Origin of the sequence: Neptunicoccus cionae, from assembly GCF_014643735.1 — a bacterium.
GTDB classification, from domain to species: Bacteria; Pseudomonadota; Alphaproteobacteria; order Rhodobacterales; family Rhodobacteraceae; genus Amylibacter; species Amylibacter cionae.
This window is the reverse complement of the sequence record NZ_BMKA01000003.1, coordinates 520,664-546,660: the sequence shown is the minus strand read 5'-3', so window position 1 is coordinate 546,660 and position 25,997 is coordinate 520,664. Positions and strand designations below refer to the sequence as shown.

The window sequence follows — 25,997 nt, the reverse complement described above, 5'->3', positions numbered from 1 at the left end:
CGAACGGGCAAGTTATGACGGCCGGTTTTCGTGCTGATTGATGGAGCGGCGCATTTTGTTGCGCGCCATGCGCAGGCTGTAATAAAGCATTTCGATTTCGCCCATGGTCTTGGAATCGTAATCATCCGGTGTGCCGATCCGGTAGGGGGCGTTCATCACCATGTCAGGCACCAGTCCGGCCCAATCATCGGCTTCTTCGTCAGCGGCGGCTTTGGCCTGTGCCGCTTCTTGTGCGGCAGCCTGACGTTCAGCCTCTGTTGCTTTGGCCTGCATTGCCGGATCGGCAATAACGTCGTCAGCGTCAGAGCTTTCCACCGCGTCCTGTTCGGGTGCTTCGGGCTCGGGTGCATCCGCGTTGCCGTCAGCGGCTTTAATCTCTTCTTTTGGCGTGTCTTGGGTCATCGGCGTTTCCTCTGGGGAAGGGGCTGATTCTGTAACCGGTTCCGAAGCGGTATCCGCGACGGGCTCTTGTTCCGGTTCTGCGCGTTTGGCTTTTTTGACCACACGTACCTCTACGGCGGGCTTGGGCGCCTCTTGCGAGGTTTCTTTAACCATTTTGGCAATGTCCGCCTTATCCGCTGCATCCGCAGTGGACAGGGGCGTCACCACTGGCGTGTTAAGATCGGGCGACAGTTCCATCACATGTTTGACGCCCTTGTCTTTCAACAGCGCCTTGGCTGCCTTGATTGTCAGTTCGTCAAAATGCAGAAGTTTCTTGATGCCCCCCAACAGCATCATATCCTCGGGGCGATAATACCGCCGACCGCCGGCACGCTTTACCGGTTTGATCTGGGGAAAACGACTTTCCCAGAAACGCAGGACATATGTTGGCGTGTCAAGCCATTCAGAAACCTCTGAAATGGTGCGAAACGCGTCTGGAGATTTACTCATTTACACTTGGTCCCTTTAGGACTTGTTACCGTTGGCCACACGGTCCTTCATTAGGTGAGAGGGCCGAAAGGTCAACACGCGGCGGGGCCGAATTGGCACCTCTTCGCCGGTTTTCGGGTTGCGACCGATCCGTTCCGTCTTGTCTCGGATGCTGAAGGTGCCGAATGACGAAATCTTTACGTTTTCGCCGCTGACCAAAGCGTCAGAGATATTATCCAGCACGCTTTCCACCAGATCGGCTGATTCATTGCGTGAAAGTCCAACTTCGCGAAACACGGATTCACTCAGATCCATACGTGTTAAGGTCTTACCGCCCATAACTGTCTCCCTGTTCTATTCACGAACACTAGGAGAAATCAGATTTACCTGTCAACTGCAACGCATTGGTAGATAAGAAATAATTAGCTTGGGTCGGTGGAAAGTCCTTTTGGGGAAAGGAGTTTGACTGCGGCGGGCAAGCATCTGATCACCAAGGGAAAAGCCCAATGCGCAGAGCGAATCACCAGCGCAGGACCACCGAACCCCAGGCAAGACCGCCGCCGATGGCCTCGGCCACCAGAATCTGGTTCTTTTCGATCATACCCTTTTCAACAGCCACTGACAGCGCCAGCGGGATAGAGGCCGCAGAAGTATTTCCGTGATCCTGCACCGTGACCACGACCTTTTCCATCGGCACGCCCAGCTTGCTCGCGGTGCTTTTGATGATGCGCAGGTTGGCCTGATGGGGGACGACCCAATCCACATCTTCATGGGTTAGGCCCGCCTTATGCAGGGAGGCATTTGCAGTTGCCGCCAGTTTGGAGACCGCGTGTTTGAAGACTTCACGACCTTCCATCACCAGATGACCGGTGGACTGGGTCGAAGATACGCCGCCGTTCACATAAAGAAGGTCGTTATACTGCCCGTCGGAATTCAGATCGGTGGCGAGGATGCCGCGATCGCTGCTTTCGCCGGTGCCTTCTTGGGCTTCAAGGATCAGCGCGCCTGCGCCGTCCCCGAACAGAACGCAGGTTGTGCGGTCTTCCCAGTTCATAATTCGGCTGAAGGTTTCTGCGCCGATCACCAGAACGCGCTTGGCTTGGCCCGACACGATCAACGCATCCGCATTGGCCAGCGCAAAGGCAAAGCCGGCGCATACGGCTTGGATGTCAAAGGCAAAGCCGCCCTTCATACCCAGCCGGTGCTGCACTTTTGTTGCGGTAGACGGAAAGGTCTGGTCCGGAGTGGAGGTGGCCAGCACGATTGCGTCAATGTCGCTGCCAGACAGCCCCGCATGGGAAAGCGCCTTTTCCGCAGCTTTCACAGCCAGATCAGAGGTGAATTCCCCTTCGGCAGCGAAATGGCGGCGCTGGATGCCGGAGCGGGACTGGATCCACTCATCCGACGTATCCAGTTTCGCTGCAAATTCCTCGTTTGGAACAACACGTTCGGGCAGATAGTGTCCAATGCCAATTGCAACTGATCGGATCGTCGTCATTATTCAGAATTTCCCGGTGGTTTTTAGGAGCCGTCGGCAGAGGAGCCTTTGGAGTCATCCTCATCTTGTCTGTTCTGCATGCCGGATGCAACACGCGCTGCCAGTTTTTCGGTAAAGCGCAATTGGGCAAGCTGTTGGGCCAGTCGGATCGCAGCGGCAACGCTGGTGGCATCGGCGGCGCCGTGGGATTTGATCACAGTGCCGTTCAGCCCCAGAAACACGCCGCCGTTAACGCGGCGGGGATCAATGCGGTCTTGCAAGCGACGCAGGCTCGGGTAGGCGAAAACGGCTGACAGGCGCGACAGCACGCTGTTCTTGAAGGATTCGCGCATCCGCAGCGAAATCAGACCTGCCGTTCCTTCGCCGGTTTTCAGCGCGATATTGCCGGTGAACCCGTCAGTGACGATCACATCAACCTTATCGGAGTGAATATCGCCGCCTTCAACAAAGCCGACGTATTCGAATCCGTTCAGCGCCGCATCTTCTTCGATGATGTCATTGGCTTCGTGCAGTTCGGGGCGGCCCTTGTGTTCTTCGGTGCCCACATTCAGCAGCCCGATCCGTGGACGTTCCAGCCCCAGACCATTGCGGGCATAAGATGCGCCCATCAGCGCAAATACCTTCAGATCCTGCGCATCGGCACGAATATCCGCCCCCACGTCTAGCATGACGTTAAAGTTCTGCGGATTGAGGGAAGGCCAGAGAATCGCAATAGCGGGGCGTTTTACACCGGGGGCCTTGCGGAGACGAATCATCGAGAGCGCCATCAGCGCGCCGGTGTTGCCACAAGAAACCGCAACGCTGGCCTCTTTGGTGCGCACAGATTCGAGCGCGGACCACATAGAGGTGCCTTTGCCGTTGCGCATAACGTGGCTTGGACGGTCGTGCATGTCCACAACGCCTTCAGCGTGGCGGATGCTGACCCGACCTTCAAGCACTTGCTTGCGCTTGATCAGAGGCTCCAGCGTGGGCTGGTCCCCGTGCACAACAAAGGAGATGCCGGCATTTTCACCAGCTGCCTTAGCCATCCCATCAACAACAACGGCGACCCCGAGGTCGCCGCCCATCGCGTCAATGGAAATGACTGTTTTAGAAGCAGAATCAGAGCCGACAGTTACGCTGGTTTGCATGTCTGGTCAGCTCAATCTCTCTTGCTCAGGCTGCGTCTTCGTCGATTTCGACGTCGTCAACAACGGCAACAACTTCACGGTCGGCATAGTGGCCGCATGCACCACAAACGTGGTGAGGGCGTTTCAGCTCACCGCAGTTCGGGCATTCGTTCGGGTTATCCGCAACGAGCGAATCGTGGGACCGACGGTTTCCGCGACGGGAGCGGGTAATTTTATTCTGTGGGACAGCCATGTCACAACCTCAAGATATGGCGGGTAAACACTACCCGGATGCGCGGTGATGTAACCCTTGTTCGTCGCAAGAACAAGGCGTCATTTCCCGCCTGAAGATAAGAGCCGCGAAAATACAAAGATACTGTGTCTTCGCAACCCCCTTTTCCCTGTGTTTCTACGATTTGTCCATTTTTTCTTTCAAAGCCGCCAACCCTGCAAAGGGTTTTGCGTCTTCGTCGCTCATTGGCTTGACGCCTGGCTCTGAAAAAACGGTCTGTTCCAGCGCTGCACTGTCACTGCGCGGATAATCCGGCATGGCGAGCGCAACAGATTCGATAGCAATGCTTTGCAGATCGATCAAAGTACCAAGCGGCTCCTCATCCACGTCTTCTGGCATTTCGATCACAGTGTCGGGGTCCGGTTCATGCCAGTCGGTCACAAAACTGCGGGTGACAGTCTCGTCTAACCGCGTCTTGACCGGATCAAGCGAAACAACACAGGCCTGCGTGATCGTCGCGCCAAGCTCTGCCTCCAGTGACCAGTCGCTGCGCCCTTTCGGGGACAGGGTACCGCTCAGGCGCAGTTTCTGGACGCCGAGAATATCCAGTTCATTGGCAGCGGCGGCCAGCGCTTCCTCATCAAATACCAGATCAAAGGTTACGATGCGCCCTGATGGCATATCAGCCACAGGGATCTGCGCGCGGGTGTCGACCCGCTTTGGTGTTTTGCCGGATTTACCTGTCGATTTGCCGTCGGAATTGGCCATTGGACCCCTCACATCATCAGTTTTGCGTTGCTCTCTTCCATAAGATATTTGATTGTCGGGCGAGAGCAAGCTATGACACGCCAGTGACATAAGAAACGAGGCGCAGGCAACATGCAATTCAAGCATGCGAGAAAGATCAGAAACACACTCGCGATTCTCGGCCTGTCCGTGACTGTCGCTTGTGCAGCGACTTATACCAATCACGGTTACGTACCGACTGATCTCGAGCTCGAGAATATCGTTGTCGGAACGGACACTCGCACCACTGTTGCAGAGATTATCGGCCAGCCGTCTTCTACCGGCGTTCTGTCCGACGGGGCGTGGTATTATATCTCCAGTCGGATCAAATATTACACGTACCACCGGCCCGAAACAATCGAACGCACTGTTCTTGCTGTGTCTTTTGATGCCAATGATAAGGTCAGTAATATTGAACGCTTCGGTCTGGAAGACGGGCGTGTGATTACCTTCACCCGCCGTGTCACTGACAGCGGCGTGCAGGGAACCGGCATTTTCCGCCAGCTGATTGGCAACTTTGGTAACATCAGTGCGGAACAACTGCTCGACGAGTGATCCCACCAAAAAAAAGGCCCGCCGTTTGATAGGCGGGCCGGCTTTATTAAGCATTATCAGTGGATAAGAGCAGGGGGTTAATCCTCCTGATCAAACGTCAGGGCCGCCCCGTTCATGCAATAGCGCTGACCAGTGGGTTGCGGCCCATCCGGAAACACGTGACCAAGATGAGCATCACAGCGCGCGCAGACCACTTCCGTGCGGCGCATGAACCAGCCGTTGTCTTCCCGCTCTTCCACCGCTTCAGTGCTTGCAGGTTCGTAAAAAGACGGCCATCCGGTGCCACTGTCAAACTTGGTGTCTGCGTCAAACAGGGGGGCATCGCAGCAAACGCAACGAAAGGTGCCGGGGGCCTTGGGGTAATTGTCATTGCTGAAAGCCCGTTCCGTTCCGCCCTTGCGGGTAACCTTATAGGCGAGATCAGACAGTTGCGCGCGCCATTCCGCATCGCTCTTTTCAATCTTGTCTACCACATCATGCTCCTTCATCGAATATCGACGTTGTCGTTTTATACTTGGTCCCATAGATATAGTGAAACAGGGCGGCTGCAAGCAGTCCGATCAACGAATGGTGATGGATGACCGCATTTGACAACAGGATCACGTCTGTTCCAGCCGTATGCAGGGGCAGCTTGCAGGCGCGTATGGCAACAGGCGCTGGTGATCTGGAAGCGGCACAGCGGTTGCGCCATAAGATGTTTTCCGGTGGTCAGGCCGCACAGTCCGGCGCGCTTGATGCGGACGGGTTTGATCCCAAGTGCCAGCATGTATTGGTAGAAGACACGCAAAGCGGCGCGATCCTTGCCTGCTTCCGGTTCCTGCATCTGGACAGCGGGGCGGACATCGGCATCAGCTATTCCGCGCAGTTCTACGATCTTGAGAACCTGCACGCCTATCCCGATCCTATGCTGGAAATCGGCCGCTTTTGCACGGCAGAGGGGGTGAGCGACCCTGATGTGATAAGGCTCGGCTGGGCGATGCTGACCCGCTATGTGGATGCCCATAGTATCGGTATGATGTTTGGCTGCTCGTCCTTTCCAGGCAATGACACAGCGCCCTATGGCGCAGCACTCGCCTTGCTCCACAGACGCCATCTCGCGCCTGTGAAATGGGCCCCGCGCCCCAAAGCCGCCGAGACCCGCCCGCTGGTGTCAGACGATGATCACGGGCCGAGAGACTGCCGCACACCAATGCCAAGCCTTCTGCGCACCTACCTTGGCATGGGGGGCTGGGTGTCCGACCACGCCGTCATAGACCGCACCCTCGGCACGTTTCACGTCTTCACAGGGGTAGAGATCGCAAAGATCCCACAGCGGCGGGCGGAGTTGTTAAGGGCAGACGCGCGGTGAGGGTACTAGCGTTTTGCTAAGGGCGCTTGATGGCAACGTCCTCATAGTCGCCCACCCGCAGATAGGCGTATTCCCGAATAAGTTTCAAGGTCGGTCGCAGACCAAACAAGATTGAGCCGATCAGGAAAAGCCATGTGCCGGAATAGGTTGTGGATTCATTGAAAAACAGAATGCTGCCCACCACGAATAAAAGCGCTGCGGAAACATCGACGACCGTATAGGCCAACTCAAAATACGCATAAATTCTCTTATGCCGTTCGCTCAGATTCCGTGTGTCCGGATGGAATAATCGCATGATGGTTTCCTGTGTTTGGGGCTCTCAGGAGTTAACAGGTTGCTTGAGTTGTAGTTCCGAATGCGTTGGCGCGCATCACGAAAAGCCGCCAGCGGGCGGCTTAGTGGGTATCAATTGGAATGTTCCAAAATTGCGCCATTGGTATTCGGCTGGGGGCGGGATCGTCCCCCAACCATCACCCGCCAGTATGGCTCATATGGCGTGTCATTGTCCCTGCCACTTCCTGCCGTGAGTAGTCGAAATCGTGGCCCTTGGGCTTTTTCGCGATGGCGGCGTGGATGGCTTCGATTAGCGGGGCGTTGTTTTCGGGGTTGTCCCGCAGCACGCGGCGCAGGTCGGCTTCGTCTTCTTGGCCCAGACACTGGAACAACTGGCCGGTGCAGGTCAGGCGCACGCGGTTGCAGCTTTCGCAGAAATTGTGGGTCAGGGGGGTGATAAAGCCAATTTTCTGGCCGGTTTCATTGACCCGCACATAACGGGCCGGGCCGCCGGTGTTTTCCGACAGATCGGTCAGGGACCATGTGTCTTCCAACCGCGCGCGCAGGTCTTTGAGGGACCAGTACTGATCCAGACGGTCCTCATTCCCGAGATCGCCCATCGGCATCACTTCGATGAAGGTCAGGTCCATGCCCCGATCCGCGCACCATTTGACGATGGTTTCCAGCTCGTCCTCGTTGCCGCCTTTCAGGGCAACCACGTTAATTTTCACCCGCAAACCGACCTCTTGCGCGGCGTCGATCCCGTCCAGCACCTGTGCCAGACGGCCCCAGCGGGTAATCTTGGCAAATTTCTGTTCGTCCAGCGTATCAAGCGAGATATTCACCCGCCGCACACCACAATCGGCCAGTTCCTGCGCAAAGCGGCGCAGTTGCGATCCGTTGGTGGTCAGGGTCAGTTCGTCCAGCTTGCCGCTATCGATATGGCGGCTCATGGCGCGGAAATATTCCATAATGCCACGGCGTACCAGCGGTTCACCGCCGGTGATCCGCAGCTTTCGCACGCCTTGTTCCACAAAGGCGGTACACAGGCGGTCCAGCTCTTCCAGCGTCAGCAGTTCCTTCTTTGGCAGGAAGGTCATGTTCTCGGACATGCAATAAACACAGCGGAAATCGCACCTGTCGGTTACGGAAACCCGCAGGTAGGTGATGGCGCGCTGGAACGGGTCTACAAGTCTGGGTAAATCTGTCATAGGGCGAACCTAGGGGGTGACTGCCAGCGCATCAAGGGGATTCCCGCCTTTTTCGGGGAGTTGAATTGAACTGCGGCTGGACCTATCGTCTGGCAGGACACCGCCACGCTGCTTTATAGCGCGACCAATGACACTAAAGACACCGACAGGACACCGCCATGAAAACACCTCTCCTTCTTACGACGATCGCGACTTTGGCGCTGGCTGGCTGCGGCGATCAGGGTTTTGGCCTGTTCAAACGGGGTGACAAGGACGCAAAACCAGTGGCAGAGGCGCCGGTTGCCCCCCCTGAACCGGCCCAGTCGCATCCCGATACAACGGCTTTGAACAAAGGCGGCGCGCTGACACAGGACGCCGCAGGCGCGGTAAGCGAAACAGCACTTGCGGAGGCCACCAAACCGGTAGAGCGCCCCGAGCAGGACAAAGGCACCACCATCGCCTCTCTGGGGCTGTTGGAACGGGACGGGTTCTGGCTGCGCACACCCCTTGTCAGCTCCGAGGCAGACGGGCGCGTGGTGGTAGAAGGTTCCGGTGCCTCCGTGAACCTGCGTCTGTTGCCAAGCGGCGGAGAGTCGGGCGCAGGGTCGCAACTGTCCATCGCGGCGATGCAGGTTCTGGGCGTCCCGATCACCGATCTGGTGAAAGTGCAGGTCTTCATCCGATGACCCGCTTTGCCGATACGCTGGTCCCGCGCCGCGACAGTTGGTCTGCGATGCGCGCGGCCTTTGAATGGCCACAGCTTGACCGGTTCAACATGGCCTCCGCCTGTGTGGAACGTTGGGCGCGGCAGGATCCCGAACGCACAGCGCTGATCTGCCTGAAGGACAGCGGTGCGGCCACGCGGGTGACGTTCCAGCAACTGGACCGGCTTGCCAACCGGTTTGCCAATGTTCTGACGGCAGGCGGGGCAGAGCGGGGGGACCGCTGTGCCATCCTGTTGCAGCAATCCCTTGAAACCGCACTTTGCCATTTCGGGATCTATAAAACTGCTGGCGTCGCGCTGCCGCTGTTTACCCTGTTCGGGGCCGACGCGCTGGAGTTTCGTCTGCGCGACAGCGGAGCACGGGTGGTGGTAACAGACAGCGCCAACCTGCCCAAACTGCTGGAGGTGCGCGACCGCCTGCCAGACCTTGAAACCATCTATTGTATCGACGGGGCAGGGCCGGATGTGCGCGACTTTCACGCCGATCTCAACGCCGCCTCTGACAGTTTTCGCACCCTTGCCACCAGCCCTGATGATCCCGCACTGCTGGTCTATACCTCTGGCACGACAGGCCCGCCCAAAGGCGCGCTGCACGGGCATCGGGTGCTGATCGGCCATCTGCCCTGCATCGAAACCGCCCACAACTTCTTTCCGATCAAGGGCGATCTGCACTGGACGCCTGCGGATTGGGCGTGGATGGGCGGCCTGATGAACACCCTGATGCCAAGCCTCTATTACGGGGTGCCGGTGGTGGCCTACCGCATGGGCAAATTCGATCCTGAAAAGGTCTATGACGTGATCGCGGCCCACTCCATCCGCAACGCATTTTTGCCGCCCACGGCGCTCAAACTGATGCGGCAGGTGCCTGCACCCGGCGCGACGACCCTGCGATCTGTTCTGTCCGGCGGTGAGGCACTGGGTGCGGACATCCTTGACTGGGGGCGCAAGGGGCTGGGCCTGACCATCAACGAGATTTACGGCCAGACCGAGTGTAACCTTGTGCTGGGAAATTGCGTGCGCAGCTTTGATCCGCGCCCAGACAGCATGGGGCAGGCGGTGCCCGGTGCCGAGGTGGTGATCCTTGGCCCTGACGGCATCCCGCTGGAAGACGGCGAAACCGGAGAGATCGCCATCCACCACAGCCACAAGGCGATGTTCCTGAAATACTGGAACGCACCGGAAAAAACCGCCGCGAAATTCAGCGGCGAATGGATGCGCACCGGAGACATCGGCACACGGGACGAGAACGGCTTCTTCGCCTTCTCCTCACGCGATGACGATGTGATCACCTCCGCTGGCTACCGCGTCGGACCAAGCGAGATTGAATCCTGCCTCGGCGGCCACAAAGACGTGGTCTTTGCAGGGGTGATCGGCGTACCGGACGACATCCGAGGCGAGGTGGTCAAAGCCTTCATCGTCCTGCGCGAAGGGGTGTCACCGGAGGGAATGGAACAAGCCCTGATCGAACGGGTAAAACAAAAAGTCTCCCCCCACGTCGCCCCCCGCTCTGTCAGGTTCTTGACGGAAATGCCGATGACAGCAACCAGCAAGATCATGCGGCGGGAGTTACGGGCTTTGGACGGGTGAGGGGGGTTAAGGTAAACGCGCCCCGATCAAACCGGCGAAACGTTTCCACATGCGACTGAAAGTAGGCATTTCCACGGATTTCAAATCGTCTGAAACTTCCAAGAGTTTCTCTCTACTGGATTGCCAAGCCGCGTTTGGGGAACCTTTGACACTTTCCCAAATCTCTTGTTTCGTTGGGATTTTCATAGCGCAAATCGTATCTCTGTCGCTAGCATGGGAAACATCGGGGTTGATCGCGACCTGAAGCTCGTAAATATCCTTCATGTTGGCACAAGCAGCCTGAAGTTCGTATGCTGTTGCTGCAAGGATAATAGCAATGCCATAAAAGGGAATGCTTTCGCCAGGTATGCTGGAAAGGTTGGTGGCTGTTGCTCGTACCGTTCTCTTTGCAACACGGTTGAGAACCTCTGAAGAAGCTTTTTTGACCGTTGTGGTTCTTCCACGAATGCGGATCAGGTCTTTATTCCGGAGAGCGGCACTCTCCTTTGAAAGCTTGGCGACTCTCTTCTTTTCTATCTCGAGACTGTTTTGTAATCGGGCGTTCTTTGTGGACATTTTGTGTGCTTCGATGCTGCTCCGCCCCATTACTGTGGAGCCTGCACCGGCTACAGCGGTTATAGCCGTGCTAGTGAGTGCCGCTACCGTAGTGACAGTATGGCTGGCGACAAAAAATCCGAGAACCAACAGGATCGTCAGAATTCGACAGATGTTCGCGATATTACCTAAGGATTTCAGAATGGTTGATAATAAGTTTTTGTACATAAAAAGAGCAGTTTGTTGTGGGTGAATTTCTTTTTCTTAATCGTGCCGAAAAGGACTGTGTACGGCAAGCTAATTCACTCCCACCCCCTACCGCGGCAACCTAAACGCCGCCTTTAACCCGCCTAGCGTCTCACTGTCTCCGAGGTTCAGGCTCCCCCCGTGGCTTCTTGCGATGTCGGCGGCTATGGCGAGGCCGAGTCCTACTCCGCTGCCTTTGTCCTGATTGCGCGCGGCGTCCAGTCGGGCGAAGGGTTTTACGGCGGTTTCCCGTTGGTCGGGGTGGATGCCGGGACCGTTGTCTTCCACCACGAACTCTACAAAACCGGCCCCTGTGTATAGGGTCAGCTCGCTCCGGTCGCCGTATTTCGCCGCATTGGACAGCAGGTTCGCAATCGCCCGCTGCACGGCGGGGCGGCGCATTTTGACAGGCTCGGCCGCGTCCTCGGCCCCTTCCAGTTTCAGCGGAATATCCCGACCGCTGCGCCCTGCATTGGCGATCACCTGCTCGGCCAGCGCAAGGGGGGAGACCATCTCGTCCTGTTCCTCGCTGTCGCCTTTGGCAAAGGCCAGAAACTCGTTCAGGATGTCCTCCATTTCGTCCAGATCCCGCGCCATCAGGGCGATCTCTTCGTCCTCTGAATCAAGCAGTGACAGGGACAGTTTCAGGCGGGTCAGCGGCGTGCGCAGATCGTGGCTGACGCCCGACAGCATCAGCGTGCGCTGCTCGATCTGCCGCTCAATCCGCGCCCGCATGGACAGGAACGCATTGGTGGCCGCACGCACTTCGGACGCGCCACGGGGGTAAAGCGGCAGGGACTGGCCCTTGCCAAACGCATCCGCCGCTCGGGCCAGACGGCGCACGGGGCTGATCTGGTTGCGCAGGAAAGCGGCTGCAAGGGCGGTCAGAAAGATCGCCGCCGCCACCATCGCCACCAGCAATTGATGCGGGTTGGCGGCAGACACACGCTGGCGGGGCAAGGTGAATTCGTAAGGCGTGTCGTTCACCAGCGCGATCAGGGAGACAGCGCTTTTGGGGCTGGCAAGGTCCACAACACGGGCTTGCGGGATTTCGTCGTGCAGGGTTTCGATCACGTAACGCCCCGAGAAATCCAGACTGTCCTTCAGGCGATCCGGCGCAGTTAAATCCGCATCCGGCGCAGGGCGCAGCGTGATTTGCAAGTCACGTGCGGCTTTTGTGGTGTCCTGCCCATCCTCTAGCAGGCCAATCAGGTGCTTTAGATCAAGAGAGGTGGACTGCGTCATTTGCCGCGTCACGTCCTGAAACAGGCGTTCCACAAAGACAACGCCGACCACGACTTGGATCAGCACGATGGGCACCGCAAGGATCATAAAGGCGCGGCCGAACAGGGAACGGGGCAGATAGGGCTTGAGCCATTTGTTAAACATCACCACAACAGCGTTACGGGCCTAACCGCCCCTGTGCAACCCAAAGCTGGAGAGCCGCTGATGTCTGATCCGTTTGACCGCAACTATACCCCCAAAACCGGAGAGCTGGTGCAGCTGACGCCGCTGATTGGCGTTGTTACCGCGCCCAACGCCGGACCGATGACCTTCACCGGCACCCAGACCTATCTGGTGGGGCAGGGCGCGCTTGCAGTGGTTGATCCGGGTCCCGACAGTGATGCGCATCTGGGGGCGTTGTTGGGGGCAATCGGCGGGCGGCCTGTCAGCCATATCCTCGTGACGCACTCCCACGTGGACCACTCCCCCCTGTGCCGCCGCCTGTCTGAAGCCACTGGCGCGCCGGTTCTGGGTTTCGGCACCGCGAATGAAGGCCGCAGCGCCGTGATGGAGCGTCTGGCCACGCAGGGTAACCTTGGCGGCAATGAAGGCATCGACGCAGGCTTCGCACCGGATCGCAAGATTGCAGACGGTGAAGTGGTAACAGGCGATGGCTGGGCGCTGGAGGCGATTCACACACCGGGCCATCTGTCCAACCACCTGTGTTTCGCGCTGCAAGGCACAGGCGCAGTGCTGACGGGCGACCACGTGATGAGCTGGGCCACCACGATGGTGTCGCCGCCTGACGGGGATTTGACCAGTTTCATGGCCTCAATGGAAAAGCTCGCCGCGCGGGAAGGCGATTCTATCTACTACCCTGGCCACGGCGGGCCGATCAACGATCCCGCTGCAATGGTCGCACACCAAATCCGCCATCGCAAATCCCGCGAGACCCAGATTCGTCAGGCACTCGCAGGAGGTAACCCTGCAACCGCGCTGCAACTGGCCGAACAGATCTACACCGATGTGGACCCGCGCCTGATCCCTGCCGCAACCCGCAATGTTTTCGCCCATTTGATCGACCTGTCAGAGCGCGATCTCGTTGCGTCAGACGGCCCGATTAGCGTCGATGCGGTCTTCTTTGAAAAATAATCAAAAAGAAGCAAAATGGCTATGGACGCCCCAAATACCCTTTGCTATACGCCCATCACCGCAAGGTAAAAATGTTCCGGCGTAGCTCAGCGGTAGAGCAGTTGACTGTTAATCAATTGGTCGTAGGTTCGATCCCTACCGCCGGAGCCATTTTTCCCTGACCGACTGCGGTTTTCATACCTTGAAGATCGCAGCGAAAAAAACTAAGCCCTGTTTATGAAAACGATCACAACCACCGAACAGTTGGCAGAGTTTTGTGCCCAATGTGCAAAATTCGACTATGTCACCATCGACACCGAGTTCCTGCGGGAGCGCACCTATTATTCCAAGCTTTGTCTGATCCAGATGGCCCATCCCGGTGAAGGGGATGAGGGCGCTGTCCTGATCGATGTGCTTGAACCCGAGCTGTCCCTTGATCCGCTATACGAGCTGTTTCAAGATGAAAGCGTTGTGAAGGTGTTTCACGCGGCGCGGCAGGATCTTGAGATTTTCTACGTGGATCGCGGGATATTCCCGAAACCCTTCTTTGACACGCAAGTGGCGGCGATGGTGTGTGGCTTTGGCGAACAGGTCGGCTATGAAACGCTGGTGCGCAAGATTGCCAAGGCGCAGTTGGACAAATCCTCGCGGTTTACCGACTGGTCGGCGCGGCCCCTGTCGGAAAAGCAGAAGCACTACGCTTTGGGCGATGTGACCCACCTGCGCGAGATTTACGAGTTTCTGAAGCGCAAGCTGCATCAGACTAAGCGGACGTCATGGGTTGAGGAAGAAGTCGAGATTCTGACCAATCCTGAAACCTATAACGCCAATCCTGATGATGCTTGGAAGCGGTTGAAAACCCGCAGCAATTCCCGCCGTTTTCTGGCGACTGTGCAAGAGCTCGCTAAATTCCGCGAAGCCTACGCTCAAGAACGCAACATCCCGCGCAATCGTGTGTTCAAAGATGATGCGCTGATGGAAGTGGCGGCCACACGGCCCAAAGCGATCAATGATCTGGGGAAATCCCGTCTGTTGCTGCGCGAGGCCCGTAAGGGTGCCATTGGGGAAGGCATCCTTGCCTCTGTCAAAGCTGCTGATGCGATCCCGAGCGAGAACCTTCCCCAAGTCGCCAAGGTGCGTCAGCGCCCACAGGGCAGTGAAGGTCTTGCGGATTTGTTGCGGGTGCTGTTGAAAGCCAAGGCCGAAGAATCCGGCGTGGCGCAAAAGCTGATCGCCAATGCCTCTGATCTTGATGACATCGCGGCGGGTCTGGGCGCCGAACAGGTGTTCCGTGGCTGGCGGAACGAGGTGTTCGGCAGGGATGCCAAAGACCTCTGTGACGGCAAGGTAGCCCTATCCGCGGACGGCAGCAGCGTGAAAATCGTACACATCTAAACAGACCGGCCCTGACGTAAACGACAGGGCCGGTGGCTCGGCCCAAACTGGAGAAGCGATCAGCGTTTCAGGCTGATCTGGTTCTGACGGCCCACCACACGAATGGCGTTGGCGGCATTCAGTTTCTGTTCGGAGATGAAAATCCCGACATCGATTTCCCGCGTACGTTCCCCCAGAACATTGGTCTGGAACTGGGGTTCCTTGGCGCGGAATTCCAGTGTGATATTGCCGCTTTCATCCGGTTGCAGATCAGTCGCGCTGTAAAGGCTCGCGTCATAGTAACCCTGACGGGGGGCGACACCGCGGGCGCGGATGATGGCACCACCGCGTGCCCGCTCAAATCGGGCTTCTTTAACGACGCTGATTAGGCCGCCGTTGTTCTGGATCACCGGATCGATCCGCTGTTCCACACGGTTGCGGCGGCCAAACAGGCTGCCAAAGCTGCCAGCGGAACTGCCCGCAGAATTAGCGCTTCCGGCGGAGCCTGCGCTGCCAGCCGAACCGGCACTTCCCGCACTGCTGCCTGCGCTATTGCCCAGACCGCAAGAGGACACCATCCCGACAAGGAGCACTGCGCCTATAAGTTTTTTCATCTGCCGACCCCGTTTGTTCGCCTTTTATTATGGCCAAGTGTTAGCCAAAACGGGTTTCAAAGAAAAGGGCCGAGTGACGCGGTGTCGAATTATTGGTGGACCTGATCGGGCAGGGGACTTAGGTATCCTTTCATGATTTACGCAGGACTGGTTAAGAATGACTGAAGATTTTCAGGAAATCGTGGAGACGTTTGAATTCCTTGACGACTGGGAGGACCGCTATCGTCATGTGATCGACATGGGCAAGACGATGCCACCGCTTGACGAGACTTTGCGGGTGCCTGCCACCAAGGTGGACGGCTGTGCATCGCAAGTCTGGATCGTACCCCATATCGAAGGGAACGGGCCGGAAGCGGTCTTTACCTTTCAGGGGGAAAGCGACGCGATGATCGTGCGCGGTCTGATTGCGATCCTTAGCGCGTTGTTTAATAACGTGACGGTGCAACAGGTGGTAGACACCGATGCTGCCGCTGCTTTTGCGCAATTGGGGTTGGACCAGCATCTTTCGGCACAGCGTTCCAACGGGTTGCGGGCGATGATCGTACGGATTCAATCGCTGGCGCAAAACAAACTCGCGTCAGATTCATAATCAATATGTCCAGAAAGAATTTGCGCCTGTCCCGCGCCTGTGACACGGAAGCGTAAGCTGGCCAATCCGGTCAGACGCGGAGCGATATATGTCTGAAAAACTACAGAAACTGCTGGATACACAAGGCTGGATCCTGACCGATGGCGCAACTGGGACCAACCTGTTCAATATGGGTCTGGAAGCCGGTGAAGCCCCCGAGATGTGGAATGACTGGCACCCCGACCGGATCACCAAACTGTATCAGGGCGCTGTAGACGCTGGTTCGGATATGTTTTTGACCAACAGCTTTGGCGGCAACGCTGCCCGCCTGAAGCTGCACAACGCGCAATCCCGCGCCCGTGAACTGTCACGCATCGCTGCTGAAATCGGCCGTGACGTCGCGGACAAAGCCGGACGCGATGTGATTGTTGCCGGTTCCATGGGGCCAACAGGGGATATTATGCTGCCCGTTGGCACCCTGTCACACGCTGATGCGGTCGAGATTTTTGAAGAGCAAGCCACCGGTTTGATGGAAGGCGGGGCTGATGTGCTCTGGGTAGAGACGATTTCCGCGCCCGAAGAATATGCCGCCGCTGCCGAAGCGATCGGCAATATCGGCGCACCCTGGTGTGGCACCATGAGCTTTGACACCGCCGGACGCACGATGATGGGCGTCACCTCTAATGGCATGGTGGATATGATTAAAGGGATGGACAACAAACCTTTCGCATTCGGGGCAAACTGCGGTGTGGGTGCCTCTGACCTGCTGCGCACCATTCTGGGGATGGCCGCTGCCGATCCGGACCGCCCGTTGATTGCCAAAGGCAATGCGGGCATTCCGAAATATGTGGATGGACATATCCACTATAACGGCACACCGGATCTTATGGCGGATTACGCTGTTCTGGCACGGGATTGTGGGGCATCTTTCATTGGCGGGTGCTGTGGCACCATGCCTGAACACCTCGCCGCGATGCGCAAGTCCCTTGAATCCACATCCAAAGGCGACACGCCTACCCTGGAGGTGATTGCCGAGCGTATGGGCGGGTTCTCATCAGAGGATGACGGCACATCCGGCAAACCCGCCGAAACGCGCACCAGACGCCGCCGCCGCGATTAATAAATCATAAAATGCAAAGAGCGGTCGGATTGTGAAACGCATATGTCGCTTATTTTGCAGAATCGAGAGACCCCGCAGGTAACGTGGGGGCAGAGCTGCCTGTACCAAGGCGCCAAAACTAGTGGGATTTTGCCAAATGTCTGAAGAAGAAGACGAAATCATCCTCTCGGAACTCAGTGACGAGGAACTTACTCTTCAAATGCATGACGATCTTTACGATGGTCTGAAAGAAGAGATCGAAGAGAGCGTAAATATCCTGCTAGAGCGGGGCTGGATGCCTTATGATGTGCTGACCAAAGCACTGGTGGAAGGGATGCGCATTGTCGGGATCGACTTTCGCGATGGTATCCTGTTTGTGCCGGAGGTTCTGCTGGCTGCAAACGCGATGAAGGGTGGCATGGCGATCCTGAAGCCTTTGCTGGCGGAAACCGGCGCGCCGCGTTTGGGCAATATGGTGATCGGCACAGTAAAGGGCGATATCCACGACATCGGCAAGAACCTTGTCACGATGATGATGGAAGGCGCCGGATTTGAGGTGAAAGACCTCGGGATCAACAACCCTGTCGAGAATTACATCGAAGCGCTGGAAACCGGCGAATTTGATATCCTCGGCATGTCCGCACTGCTGACGACCACGATGCCTTATATGAAGGTTGTGATCGACACGATGGTGGAAAAAGGTATGCGGGACGATTTCACTGTTCTGGTGGGCGGTGCCCCGCTGAACGAGGAATTCGGCAAGGCGATTGGCGCGGATGCTTATTGTCGGGACGCTGCTGTGGCGGTGGAAACAGCCAAAGAATTCATGGCCAAAAAACACAACCAAGTCAGCGCGTGATGCGCCATGCAGGTTGATGATACAACATTGACCGAAGAAGGATTGGATGCGCGCGGGGATAAACCTGCGCGCATTCTTGTTCTGGCCTGCGGTGCGCTGGCGCGGGAAATACTCGCGCTGTTTCGGCTGAACAACTGGGACCACATGGACCTGACCTGCCTACCTGCCAAGCTGCACCTTTACCCTGATCAGATCACCGACGCGGTTACCAAGGCAGTTGAGAAACATAAAGACGAGTATGCGCAGATTTTCGTGGCCTATGCGGATTGCGGAACCGGCGGGCTGTTGCAGGCCAAGTGCGAGGAACTGGGCGTTGAGATGATCGCCGGTCCACATTGCTATTCCTTCTTTGAAGGAAATGAGGCTTTTGCCGAAATTTCAGAAGACGAATTTACGGCGTTTTATTTGACTGATTTTCTGGTCAAACAATTTGATGCTTTCATATGGAAACCGATGGGGTTGGACCGTCATCCCGAACTGCGCGACATGCTGTTTGGCAACTACACCAAGATGATTTATCAGGCCCAAACCAACGACCCTGCACTGGACGCCAAAGCGCAGGCTTGCGCGGACAAACTCGGCCTGCCACTGGAGCGTCGCTTCACCGGCTACGGCGACCTGCAAACCGCGCTGGAGCGGGTGTCGTCAAAGGGATGATCCGGGGCCAGCTCCGCCGCCAACATCGCCAAGCTTGCGAAAACCACGCGATTAGCGTTTAATCATAGTTAATTCCTACCCAATGCAAGCAGTTTCAACTGCATTTTTCCTGTCCATTTCGGACCATTTTTAGGGAGGTAATTTCAATGCGCGCGACAATGTTGTCTGGTATCACCACCAGTTTCCAAAGGTTTATGGTCGAACATATCATTGAGGCCGTCACCAGTGCCACGATCAACTGGCGATATGAGCCAGCGGGCACAGCGTCGGCTGTTTCTGTGGGGCCGGTCCTTGGGGATCAGCCGACCTTCCGTTTTTTTGGCACCGGACTGGAAATCGACGGGGACAGCTTTAGCGGCGTGGTACATACTGTTGATATGTTTTTTCCGTCCTCTCCGTACAAAGCTGTGCGGATAGAAGGCGCGCGATTTGATATCGGGGCCGTGCGGGCCGCCGCAGAAAATGTCACCGACGGATACGACACTGATGCTTATCGGGACTTCTTGCAGGAATTTATGGGCCCTTACGGTTCAACCATCACGGGGACGGTGGGAAAAGACGTGCTAGAGGCCAGTTTTGGCGCGGATGTGTTGTTAGGTGGGAAAGGCAAGGATGCCTTTATCCTGCACGAAAACGCAGATGGTGTCGGTGAGGATTCGATCAACGGGGGCAAAGGGAAAGATCTTGTCACCGGAGCTGAGCTTATCGAGTATTCGTTTACGCTCGACCTAATTCTGTCAATTATAATCCTTGCGACCGCTGGTGAAGAAGACGGTGGAGCCCAAGAAGAAACGATTAATATCAAAAATATTGAAGGCGGTTTCGGGACGATCCGTGATGACACTTTCATCGGGGATGATCTGGCCAACGAGTTTCATGGTTCAGACGGAAATGACACGTTTTACAGTGGCGGCGGGAATGACCGGAATTACGGCGGCAGCGGCGACGACACCATAAAATCAGGTGGCGGGGACGACCGGAACGAAGGGGGCGCGATGGATGATTTTATCGAATCCGGGGCCGGGAATGATCGGAACTTTGGCGGCAATGGGAATGATTTTCTCTATGGCGGTAAGGGGGATGACACCCAATTCGGCGGCCGCGGCGGAGACACTTTGGATGGGGGCAGCGGGGATGACACGCTCTTTGGGGGAAGCGGAAAAGACGCCATTGATGGTGGTGCCGGTGCAGATAGCATCTCGGGGGACGGCGGCAACGACCGGATCAACGGTGGTCGCGGCAATGACAACATTGAGGGCGGCTCGGGTAAGGACCGGCTGGAAGGCGGAGCAGGGGACGATACCATCGACGGGGGCTCAGGACAGGACACGATTACCGGCGGCAGCGGGGATGATCAGCTATCGGGCGGCAAGGGCGCGGATACCTTTGAGTTTTTCGCAGTCGGCAAGAAAGGTCAGGGCACCGACACAATAACGGACTTTGACGTAGATGCCGACATGATCCGCCTGAACGGCGTCCCTGAAACCGCGATTGAATTTGTCGAAGAAGATGGCAACCTGTTACTGGCGCATCCACGGGGCATTATCATCCTCGAAGGACTGGACCTGTCTGATACGCCTGATCTGAACATCGAATATTGATCGCTGTCAGCGCCGCGAAAGATCAATCTGCGGTGCGTTGGGGTGTCGGGCTTTGTAACGCGACACCCTGAATGCTCAGCCTACGTAATTGCTGCGGCTCAACCCGTATTTTGCCATCTTCTCGTTCAGGGTCCGGCGGGGCAGGGAGAGTTCCTCCATCACCGACTGGATAGACCCTTTGTGGCGGCGCATAGTATTGTCGATCAGCATCCGTTCAAACGCCTCGACGTATTCTTTCAGTGGTTTGCCTTCCGCGATCACATCTGGCGTCGGCTCTGACGTGTCGTCCATCAGCAGGTTAGCGATGGAATAGCTGCCCCGACGGTGTTGCAGCACAGCGCGTTCGGCCAGATTGATCAACTGACGGATGTTGCCGGGCCAAGGGGCCTGCAACAGTTGTGCGGCATCCTTGGCGGACACATCCGGCCCGTCCACGCCATATTCATCTGCAAAGGTTTCAACATAGCGGTTGAACAGGTTCAGGATATCTTCGCCCCGTGCGCGCAGGGGGGGCGGGGTGATCTGCATCGCTGCCAGACGGAAGTAAAGGTCTTGGCGGATGGTGTCTTCTAGGGAGGTATTGGGGTCCGGTTCATTGGAAATCGCGATGATCCGCAGGGGCGAGGTATCCGCGCCGCGGTCGTGATCTTCCAACGCACCGATCAGACGCGCCTGAATCGAGGTCGGCAGACTCTCTACGTCTTCCAAACACAAAGTCCCCCCAAGCGAGGCTTCCAGCGCAGGGGTGCCGTCATCCATTGGACCAAACAAGCGGCGGGCGAGTTCCTCTTCGGCAAAAGCAGCGCAGTTCACCATCACGAATTTCTTGCCCTGACGAGGACCACAAGCGTGCAAAGCGTGGGCAATCAGGCTTTTGCCGGTGCCGGTTTCGCCGGAAACCAGAATATGCCCGTCCGCCTGTGCTAGATCGAGGATATCCTCCCGCAGGCGTTCCATCACAGGGCTGGAGCCCATCAGTTTGCGCAGCAGCACCGTCCCGTCGGACAGTTCACGCCGCAGGGTGCGATTGTCCAGCGTCAGGCGGCGGGTGTGAACCGCGCGCTTTGTCAGTTCTGCCATCCGTTCGGGATCAAACGGTTTTTCGAGGAAGTCATAAGCCCCGATGCGCATGGCCTCAACGGCCATAGACACATCGCCGTGGCCGGTAATCATGATCACCGGAAGCTGGTTGTCGATGCTTTGCAGGCGTTTCAGAAAGGTGATCCCGTCCATTCCGGGCATTTTAATGTCCGAAATAAAGATGCCCGGAAAATCCCCGTCGATGTTTTTCAGCGCTTCCTCCGCGCTGGAAAATGTCTGGGTGCGATAGCCGGAAAGGGTCAACCACTGGGAGATGCTTTCACGCATATCCTGTTCGTCATCCACGATCGCGATTGTCATTTGTTCTGCCATGGGGCTCTCTATTCTGCTGCCTGTGTCTGTGTCTTGATCTGTGACTTATCTAGTTCGGGAAGCCAAAACTCAAACACCGCGCCACCCGATTGTGCGTTTCGGGCGATAAGTCGCCCACCGAGATCTTTGGCAATTCCAGACGAGATGGCTAATCCCAGCCCGACACCATCCCCCGGTTTTTTCGTGGTGTAAAACGGCTCGAACAGCTCGTCGAGGTTTTCAATACCCTTGCCGTTGTCTTCCACGGCCAGCTTAATGGTGCTGCCTCCGGTCAGGGTGATCGCAATGCGGCGGTCTTCTTGCAGTTTGGTCGCATCAAGGGCGTTACGCAACAGGTTAACGATCACTTGTTCCACGCGGACCTGATCTGCCAGCACCATCACAGGGTCGGGCGGCAGGTTGGACAGGATTTCAACCTTCATCTGGCTGAGTTGTGGCGACATCATCGACAAAGACGCATTCACCGCATCGCGCATATCAACAGCAACAAGATCGTCGCCGCCCTTGCGGGCATAGGATTTCAGCTGACGCGTAATCGACCCCATGCGTTCGATCAGATCATCGATCCGCTGAAACGAAGACATGGCCTCGGCGGGGCGGCGGCGTTGCAACAGCAGTTTTGCACCCGCCAGATAGGTGCGCATAGCGGCGAGGGGTTGGTTCAGCTCATGGCTGACAGCGGCGGACATCTCGCCAAGCGCGGCGAGCTTGGAGGACTGGGCAAGGCTTTGTTCAGCCACCTCCAGATCCTTCTCGACCCTTTCCCGTTCCGCAATTTCGTTCTGTAACCGCTCGTTCAGCGCCCGCAATTCGCGGCTTTCGGCCTGAAACAGGAAGGACTGGCGGATGGCACGGCGCGACAGGTAGTAAAACCCAAGAGCGGTGACAATCGCCAACACCATCATTTCCAGCGCAAGCACCGCGTTCACCCGTGCGCGCACATCTTCAAAGGACGCAAGATAGCTTAGCTTCCAGCCCTGAAACGGGATTTTCTGATCGAGCCGAAACAGCGGTTGCCCCTGAAAATTGGCGTTCACGACGCTGCGGTTCCAATCGCCCGTGGCCTGCCACGCCCGTTCCACCGCCGACAGGGCAGGTTGGTTGGCCAGTGCTGCCTCTAGCGTCTGGTGGCGGAACTGGCGCTCTGTGCTGAGGATGATGACCTCTTCGCTGTCAGAGACAAAAATGATGCTGTCCCGCGTCGACCATCGGTCAAACAACTGGTCCAGATCGACTTCTATCAGGATAACCCCAACAGTTTCTTTCTGGCTCTGCATTTTGCGCGAATAATAGAACCCAAGCGCGCCTTCCTTGACGCCATTGGTGGTGAATACCGTATCAGGGGAGCGCAAAGCCTCGATAAAGAAGGTGGAATCCCGCAGCACTGTCCCCAGTTCCCGCCGGTCAGAAGCCGCGACCACCCGACCGCCGTCATCCAAAAGCACGATGGATTTAGCGCCGATTTCATCCTTGTAGGAAATCAACCGCTGCGAAGTACCCACGTAATCGTCGGTGTTCAGCGCAGAGATTAGCGTCGTGTCGCGCGACAGCAGCAAAGGCACCACAGAATTGCGGTGCAGCTCGCTGACCAGCCGTCCCGAATACAGCGTCATCTGCGCTTCGGCATCCGCGCGGGTGGCTTCGGAAAAACGCTGGGTAAAGTAGATGTTGGACAGCCAGATCAGCACACCGGTTGCAACCAGAAACGCAAGCACACCTGCGCGAAGCACCCAATGGCTGCGGCGGCGGGGTTCTGGCTCGGTTGCGTTCATTGTGCCAATCTAGGGCGCAGCGCGCGGTTGCTCAAGCTTTGCCTTGGGATCAGGCAGAAACCAGCGCATCCGCGATGCCTTCAAAGAAGCGCACGCCGTCGGTGCCGCCCAGCTGTGTATCTGCCCGACGCTCGGGGTGGGGCATCATGCCCAGAACCCGCTTGTTTGCAGACAGGATACCCGCGATGTCATCAACCGAACCGTTTGGCGTTTCGGTATAGCGGAACGCCACCCGATCATCCCCGACCAGACGTTTCAGTGTCTCTGGATCGGCGGAATAGTTGCCGTCATGGTGGGCCACAGGAACCGTCACAACTTCGCCAACCGTGTAGCGGGACGTGAAGGGCGATGCGGTGGTTTCCACCCGCAGTTCCACGTCTTTACAGATGTATTTCAGCCCCGCATTGCGCATCAAAACGCCCGGCAGCAGGCCGGATTCTGTCAGGATTTGAAAGCCGTTACACAGGCCAAAGACATATCCGCCCTTATTGGCGAACTCCACAACCGCATCCATAATAGGGGAGCGCGCAGCAATCGCACCGCAGCGCAGGTAATCGCCAAAAGAAAAACCGCCCGGAATGCCGATCACGTCGAGCCCTTTTGGCAGCTCCGCGTCTTTGTGCCAGACCATAGAAACATTCTCTGCGCCACCCGCCACATTGGCCAGTGCCACAGCCATATCCCGATCACAGTTGGATCCGGGGAACTGGATAACCGCCGCGCGCATCAGAGAATCTCTACCGAGTAGTTTTCGATCACAGTATTGGCGAGCAGTTTTTCGCACATCTGTTTAACGCTGGCTTCGGCGGCGGCTTTATCTGTTTCGGCCAGATCCAGTTCGATCACCTTGCCTTGACGCACGTCGTTGACGCCATCAAACCCGAGCGCCCCGAGTGAATGGGCGACAGCTGCCCCTTGAGGGTCAAGAACACCGTTTTTCAGGGTAACGTGGACACGTGCTTTCATCAGGGGATTCCTTTGGCCAAGAGGTATGGCCGCGTGATAGCGCCAAGCTGCGATTGTGGCAAGAGGAACGGGTGTCGCGGGGGGGAAGAGTGCGTTAAGGACGTTCCAACGAAAAAACCCGCAGCGGTCGCTGCGGGCACATTGTTCAGGGCAACGGTCTGGATCGTGGTCCGGCCTTTGGGACAGGGCCCAAAGGCTTACACTTAACTAACCAGCTTCGGGCCGTCTGCGATGTTGTTGGTCGGCATCAGCCCCAAACGGCGGGCGACTTCGGTGTAGGCATCTGCCAGATCGCCCAGATCACGGCGAAACACATCCTTGTCCAGTTTCTGGCCGGTTTTGATGTCCCACAGGCGGCAGCTGTCGGGGGAGATTTCGTCCGCAACGATCAGGCGCTGGAAATCACCGTCAAACTGGCGGCCGATTTCGATCTTGAAATCCACCAGCTTGATCCCGACACCATACATGAGGCCGGACAGATAATCGTTCACCCGCAGAGCGATGGCAACCATATCGTCCAGATCCTGCTGGGTGGCCCAGTTGAAGGCAAGGATATGCTCTTCGGACACCAACGGATCGCCAAGGGAATCGTCTTTGTAGCAGAACTCGACAATCGGGCGCGGCAGCTGTGTGCCTTCCTCGATACCAAGCATTTTGCATAGGGAACCGGCAGCCACATTGCGCACGATCACTTCGAGCGGAATGATCTCTACCTGATGGCACAGTTGCTCGCGCATGTTGAGCCGTTTGATGAAGTGGTTCGGAATACCCAGCGCGGTCAGACCGTTCATGAAATATTCACACAGGCGGTTGTTCAATACGCCCTTGCCCTCGATCACATCTTTCTTCTGCGCATTAAACGCAGTGGCGTCATCCTTGAAATACTGGACAATTGTCCCTGGCTCGGGGCCTTCATACAGGATTTTCGCTTTGCCTTCGTAGATTTTCGTGCGTCGCGCCATGATCGGTTCCACATCAGTATCGGGGGTTTGGGGGTTCTATAGGGTTTGTTGGGCGAAGCGGCAAGCAGTTTGCATCACGGGGCATAGTGCGTGCGCAGTTTAAAGACGGTTCGGCCAGAAACAAACCTTTGTGATTTTAAACCTTCGGGTGCTTTCATTTGAACGAACGGCACCCTAGATTGATGGTATAGTAGTCACAAGGAGACAGCCCTGATGAGCACATTTAACGATCGCGAGAAGGCTTTTGAAAACAAATTCGCCCATGACGCAGAGATGCAGTTCCGCGCCGAAGCGCGCCGTAACAAACTGCTGGGTCTCTGGGCTGCGGATCTGATGGGGAAAACCGGCGCCGAAGCGGATGCCTATGCCGCGGAAGTGGTGAAATCCGATTTTGAAGAAGCAGGCGACGAGGATGTCTTTCGCAAAGTGTCTGGGGATCTGAACGGCAAGGCTGATGAAGCCACCATCCGAGAGCAGATGCAGGCGCTGAAAGTTCAGGCAAAAGCCGAAATCATGAGCGAAATCTGAAGATCGCTTGCGGGGGTAGGTTATACCACCACAATGAAAAAGGGCCCTCGCGAAAGCGAGGGCCCTAAATAACTAAAAGTCGGTATAAGCGACACAACACGCCAGCCACTGAAGCAAAATTCCTCGAAAATCAGTTACCCGATCCCCAACACCGACTGTAAATAAGGCTGCTTGAAAAGGTATACCCAAAATTACCCTCAATTTAGGTATATAAAAAGTGATAAAAGTCACACTTTGAGTGGTTATTTATCAAGTGGTATATAAAAATTAACGATTT

At 56.7% G+C, this 25,997-nt stretch carries 29 protein-coding genes and 1 tRNA gene; 13 read left to right on the top strand and 17 right to left on the bottom strand.

What is annotated here, in order from left to right:
• Positions 1 to 12: 12 nt before the first annotated feature.
• The 6 genes from IEX10_RS13565 to IEX10_RS13540 form a co-directional block, all read right to left on the bottom strand.
• Positions 13 to 891, bottom strand: coding sequence for a MerR family transcriptional regulator (locus tag IEX10_RS13565; RefSeq protein ID WP_188676228.1), 879 nt, complete (start codon positions 889 to 891; stop codon positions 13 to 15).
• A gap of 15 nt (positions 892 to 906) precedes the next feature.
• The gene (gene ihfA / locus IEX10_RS13560) at positions 907 to 1,209 is read right to left on the bottom strand and encodes an integration host factor subunit alpha (protein ID WP_069299444.1); all 303 of its coding nucleotides are present in this window, start codon (positions 1,207 to 1,209) and stop codon (positions 907 to 909) included.
• A 181-nt stretch (positions 1,210 to 1,390) separates the two neighbouring features.
• A complete protein-coding gene (locus IEX10_RS13555; protein WP_188676226.1) occupies positions 1,391 to 2,368 on the bottom strand; it encodes a beta-ketoacyl-ACP synthase III in 978 nt (325 codons plus the stop codon).
• A 23-nt stretch (positions 2,369 to 2,391) separates the two neighbouring features.
• Positions 2,392 to 3,498 (bottom strand): phosphate acyltransferase PlsX, encoded by a 1,107-nt coding sequence (gene plsX / locus IEX10_RS13550; RefSeq protein WP_188676224.1) that lies wholly within the window; start codon positions 3,496 to 3,498, stop codon positions 2,392 to 2,394.
• Between the two features lie 25 nt (positions 3,499 to 3,523).
• Positions 3,524 to 3,730 carry a 50S ribosomal protein L32 gene (rpmF, locus tag IEX10_RS13545; RefSeq protein ID WP_083225535.1) on the bottom strand — a complete coding sequence of 69 codons (207 nt, stop codon included), beginning with the start codon at positions 3,728 to 3,730 and terminating at the stop codon, positions 3,524 to 3,526.
• A 156-nt stretch (positions 3,731 to 3,886) separates the two neighbouring features.
• Positions 3,887 to 4,477 (bottom strand): YceD family protein, encoded by a 591-nt coding sequence (locus IEX10_RS13540; protein ID WP_188676222.1) that lies wholly within the window; start codon positions 4,475 to 4,477, stop codon positions 3,887 to 3,889.
• A 111-nt stretch (positions 4,478 to 4,588) separates the two neighbouring features.
• Here IEX10_RS13540 and IEX10_RS13535 point away from each other — a divergent pair, with 111 nt between their 5' ends.
• Complete coding sequence (locus tag IEX10_RS13535; RefSeq protein WP_188676220.1) at positions 4,589 to 5,050, top strand: outer membrane protein assembly factor BamE; 462 nt, start codon at positions 4,589 to 4,591, stop codon at positions 5,048 to 5,050.
• 77 nt (positions 5,051 to 5,127) lie between these two features.
• Here IEX10_RS13535 and msrB read toward each other — a convergent pair whose 3' ends face one another.
• Positions 5,128 to 5,538 (bottom strand): peptide-methionine (R)-S-oxide reductase MsrB, encoded by a 411-nt coding sequence (gene msrB, locus IEX10_RS13530; protein WP_188676217.1) that lies wholly within the window; start codon positions 5,536 to 5,538, stop codon positions 5,128 to 5,130.
• A gap of 89 nt (positions 5,539 to 5,627) precedes the next feature.
• Here msrB and IEX10_RS13525 point away from each other — a divergent pair, with 89 nt between their 5' ends.
• Positions 5,628 to 6,398 carry a GNAT family N-acetyltransferase gene (locus IEX10_RS13525; RefSeq protein WP_188676214.1) on the top strand — a complete coding sequence of 257 codons (771 nt, stop codon included), beginning with the start codon at positions 5,628 to 5,630 and terminating at the stop codon, positions 6,396 to 6,398.
• Between the two features lie 16 nt (positions 6,399 to 6,414).
• Here IEX10_RS13525 and IEX10_RS13520 read toward each other — a convergent pair whose 3' ends face one another.
• Positions 6,415 to 6,693 (bottom strand): YrhK family protein, encoded by a 279-nt coding sequence (locus IEX10_RS13520; protein ID WP_188676213.1) that lies wholly within the window; start codon positions 6,691 to 6,693, stop codon positions 6,415 to 6,417.
• Between the two features lie 175 nt (positions 6,694 to 6,868).
• Positions 6,869 to 7,882, bottom strand: coding sequence for a GTP 3',8-cyclase MoaA (moaA, locus tag IEX10_RS13515; protein ID WP_188676210.1), 1,014 nt, complete (start codon positions 7,880 to 7,882; stop codon positions 6,869 to 6,871).
• 158 nt (positions 7,883 to 8,040) lie between these two features.
• On the opposite strand from moaA, the gene IEX10_RS13510 reads away from it, so the two are divergent.
• Positions 8,041 to 8,547: a hypothetical protein gene (locus IEX10_RS13510; protein WP_188676207.1), complete on the top strand. Its 507-nt coding sequence runs from the start codon at positions 8,041 to 8,043 to the stop codon at positions 8,545 to 8,547.
• Positions 8,544 to 10,172: an AMP-binding protein gene (locus tag IEX10_RS13505; RefSeq protein WP_229678552.1), complete on the top strand. Its 1,629-nt coding sequence runs from the start codon at positions 8,544 to 8,546 to the stop codon at positions 10,170 to 10,172. Before IEX10_RS13510 ends, IEX10_RS13505 begins: the two co-directional genes overlap by 4 nt.
• A gap of 6 nt (positions 10,173 to 10,178) precedes the next feature.
• Here IEX10_RS13505 and IEX10_RS13500 read toward each other — a convergent pair whose 3' ends face one another.
• Both IEX10_RS13500 and IEX10_RS13495 read right to left on the bottom strand, forming a co-directional pair.
• On the bottom strand, positions 10,179 to 10,934 hold the full coding sequence (locus IEX10_RS13500) for a hypothetical protein (protein WP_188676204.1): 756 nt from the start codon (positions 10,932 to 10,934) through the stop codon (positions 10,179 to 10,181).
• Positions 10,935 to 11,021: 87 nt separating this feature from the next.
• A complete protein-coding gene (locus IEX10_RS13495) occupies positions 11,022 to 12,341 on the bottom strand; it encodes an ATP-binding protein (protein WP_188676201.1) in 1,320 nt (439 codons plus the stop codon).
• 60 nt (positions 12,342 to 12,401) lie between these two features.
• Here IEX10_RS13495 and IEX10_RS13490 point away from each other — a divergent pair, with 60 nt between their 5' ends.
• From IEX10_RS13490 to rnd, 3 genes are all read left to right on the top strand, one after another.
• On the top strand, positions 12,402 to 13,328 hold the full coding sequence (locus tag IEX10_RS13490) for an MBL fold metallo-hydrolase (RefSeq protein ID WP_188676198.1): 927 nt from the start codon (positions 12,402 to 12,404) through the stop codon (positions 13,326 to 13,328).
• Positions 13,329 to 13,403: 75 nt separating this feature from the next.
• Positions 13,404 to 13,478, top strand: a tRNA-Asn gene (locus tag IEX10_RS13485).
• A gap of 66 nt (positions 13,479 to 13,544) precedes the next feature.
• Positions 13,545 to 14,702 carry a ribonuclease D gene (gene rnd / locus IEX10_RS13480; protein WP_188676196.1) on the top strand — a complete coding sequence of 386 codons (1,158 nt, stop codon included), beginning with the start codon at positions 13,545 to 13,547 and terminating at the stop codon, positions 14,700 to 14,702.
• Positions 14,703 to 14,761: 59 nt separating this feature from the next.
• On the opposite strand, the gene IEX10_RS13475 is transcribed toward rnd, so the two are convergent.
• The gene (locus IEX10_RS13475; RefSeq protein ID WP_188676194.1) at positions 14,762 to 15,295 is read right to left on the bottom strand and encodes a hypothetical protein; all 534 of its coding nucleotides are present in this window, start codon (positions 15,293 to 15,295) and stop codon (positions 14,762 to 14,764) included.
• Between the two features lie 157 nt (positions 15,296 to 15,452).
• On the opposite strand from IEX10_RS13475, the gene IEX10_RS13470 reads away from it, so the two are divergent.
• From IEX10_RS13470 to IEX10_RS13450, 5 genes are all read left to right on the top strand, one after another.
• Positions 15,453 to 15,884 (top strand): SufE family protein, encoded by a 432-nt coding sequence (locus IEX10_RS13470; RefSeq protein ID WP_188676191.1) that lies wholly within the window; start codon positions 15,453 to 15,455, stop codon positions 15,882 to 15,884.
• 88 nt (positions 15,885 to 15,972) lie between these two features.
• On the top strand, positions 15,973 to 16,983 hold the full coding sequence (gene bmt, locus IEX10_RS13465) for a betaine--homocysteine S-methyltransferase (RefSeq protein WP_188676188.1): 1,011 nt from the start codon (positions 15,973 to 15,975) through the stop codon (positions 16,981 to 16,983).
• A gap of 136 nt (positions 16,984 to 17,119) precedes the next feature.
• Entirely contained in the window at positions 17,120 to 17,821 is a 702-nt protein-coding gene (locus tag IEX10_RS13460; RefSeq protein ID WP_188676185.1) for a cobalamin B12-binding domain-containing protein, read from the top strand.
• 6 nt (positions 17,822 to 17,827) lie between these two features.
• Complete coding sequence (locus IEX10_RS13455) at positions 17,828 to 18,478, top strand: DUF1638 domain-containing protein (protein ID WP_188676183.1); 651 nt, start codon at positions 17,828 to 17,830, stop codon at positions 18,476 to 18,478.
• 146 nt (positions 18,479 to 18,624) lie between these two features.
• Positions 18,625 to 20,079: a calcium-binding protein gene (locus IEX10_RS13450; protein WP_188676180.1), complete on the top strand. Its 1,455-nt coding sequence runs from the start codon at positions 18,625 to 18,627 to the stop codon at positions 20,077 to 20,079.
• Positions 20,080 to 20,154: 75 nt separating this feature from the next.
• Here IEX10_RS13450 and IEX10_RS13445 read toward each other — a convergent pair whose 3' ends face one another.
• From IEX10_RS13445 to purC, 5 genes are all read right to left on the bottom strand, one after another.
• Positions 20,155 to 21,492 (bottom strand): sigma-54-dependent transcriptional regulator, encoded by a 1,338-nt coding sequence (locus tag IEX10_RS13445; protein ID WP_188676177.1) that lies wholly within the window; start codon positions 21,490 to 21,492, stop codon positions 20,155 to 20,157.
• 8 nt (positions 21,493 to 21,500) lie between these two features.
• Positions 21,501 to 23,264, bottom strand: coding sequence for a sensor histidine kinase (locus IEX10_RS13440; RefSeq protein WP_188676173.1), 1,764 nt, complete (start codon positions 23,262 to 23,264; stop codon positions 21,501 to 21,503).
• A gap of 49 nt (positions 23,265 to 23,313) precedes the next feature.
• A complete protein-coding gene (purQ, locus tag IEX10_RS13435; protein ID WP_188676170.1) occupies positions 23,314 to 23,991 on the bottom strand; it encodes a phosphoribosylformylglycinamidine synthase subunit PurQ in 678 nt (225 codons plus the stop codon).
• A complete protein-coding gene (purS, locus tag IEX10_RS13430; RefSeq protein WP_101656953.1) occupies positions 23,991 to 24,230 on the bottom strand; it encodes a phosphoribosylformylglycinamidine synthase subunit PurS in 240 nt (79 codons plus the stop codon). Before purS ends, purQ begins: the two co-directional genes overlap by 1 nt.
• A 203-nt stretch (positions 24,231 to 24,433) precedes the next feature.
• Positions 24,434 to 25,192, bottom strand: coding sequence for a phosphoribosylaminoimidazolesuccinocarboxamide synthase (gene purC / locus IEX10_RS13425; protein ID WP_188676167.1), 759 nt, complete (start codon positions 25,190 to 25,192; stop codon positions 24,434 to 24,436).
• 213 nt (positions 25,193 to 25,405) lie between these two features.
• Between purC and IEX10_RS13420 the strand changes: the two genes are divergently transcribed.
• Positions 25,406 to 25,720, top strand: a complete 315-nt coding sequence (locus IEX10_RS13420; protein ID WP_188676162.1) for a DUF1476 domain-containing protein — start codon at positions 25,406 to 25,408, stop codon at positions 25,718 to 25,720.
• Positions 25,721 to 25,997: the final 277 nt, after the last annotated feature.